Genomic DNA, 393 nt, shown 5'->3' with positions numbered 1-393 from the left:
GGCGTTAGTCGCATCGGATTTTGCTGCTGGGACGGGCTTGTCTATACTTCTCGCCAGGCGCAGATTCATCCACGACAGGGCTCGGATTTTTCGACACTTAGGAACAACCATGGCGACAGTCACCTTACGACACCTTGGAATGGGTGGACAAACTCAAGACTGCGGGCTTTGCGCCCGAGCAGGCAGAAGCGGTCGTGCGTGCCATCGGGACGGCACAGGATGAACTCGTGACGAAAGCCGACCTAGAGCAAGCCCTAGCTCCAATCCGCACCGATCTGACACTGTTGAAGTGGATGATGGGCGCCGTGCTGGCGGGGATCGTCTCGCTGATCATCAAGGCACTGCTCTGATTGCTGCACTCATTCGGCATGGATTCACACCGTCACACCAACA

General features: G+C 57.0%; 1 protein-coding gene. It reads left to right on the top strand.

What is annotated here, in order from left to right; genetic code table 11:
• The first annotated feature begins 143 nt into the window (after window positions 1-143).
• Window positions 144-350 (top strand): DUF1640 domain-containing protein, encoded by a 207-nt coding sequence (locus VBE63_RS31220; protein ID WP_323686811.1) that lies wholly within the window; start codon window positions 144-146, stop codon window positions 348-350.
• Window positions 351-393 lie beyond the last annotated feature (43 nt).

The sequence above is a fragment of the Lamprobacter sp. genome (genome assembly GCF_034860625.1).
GTDB lineage: Bacteria > Pseudomonadota > Gammaproteobacteria > Chromatiales > Chromatiaceae > Lamprobacter.
Note: the sequence above shows the minus strand (reverse complement) of the source record. Positions and strands in the feature narration are given on the sequence as shown.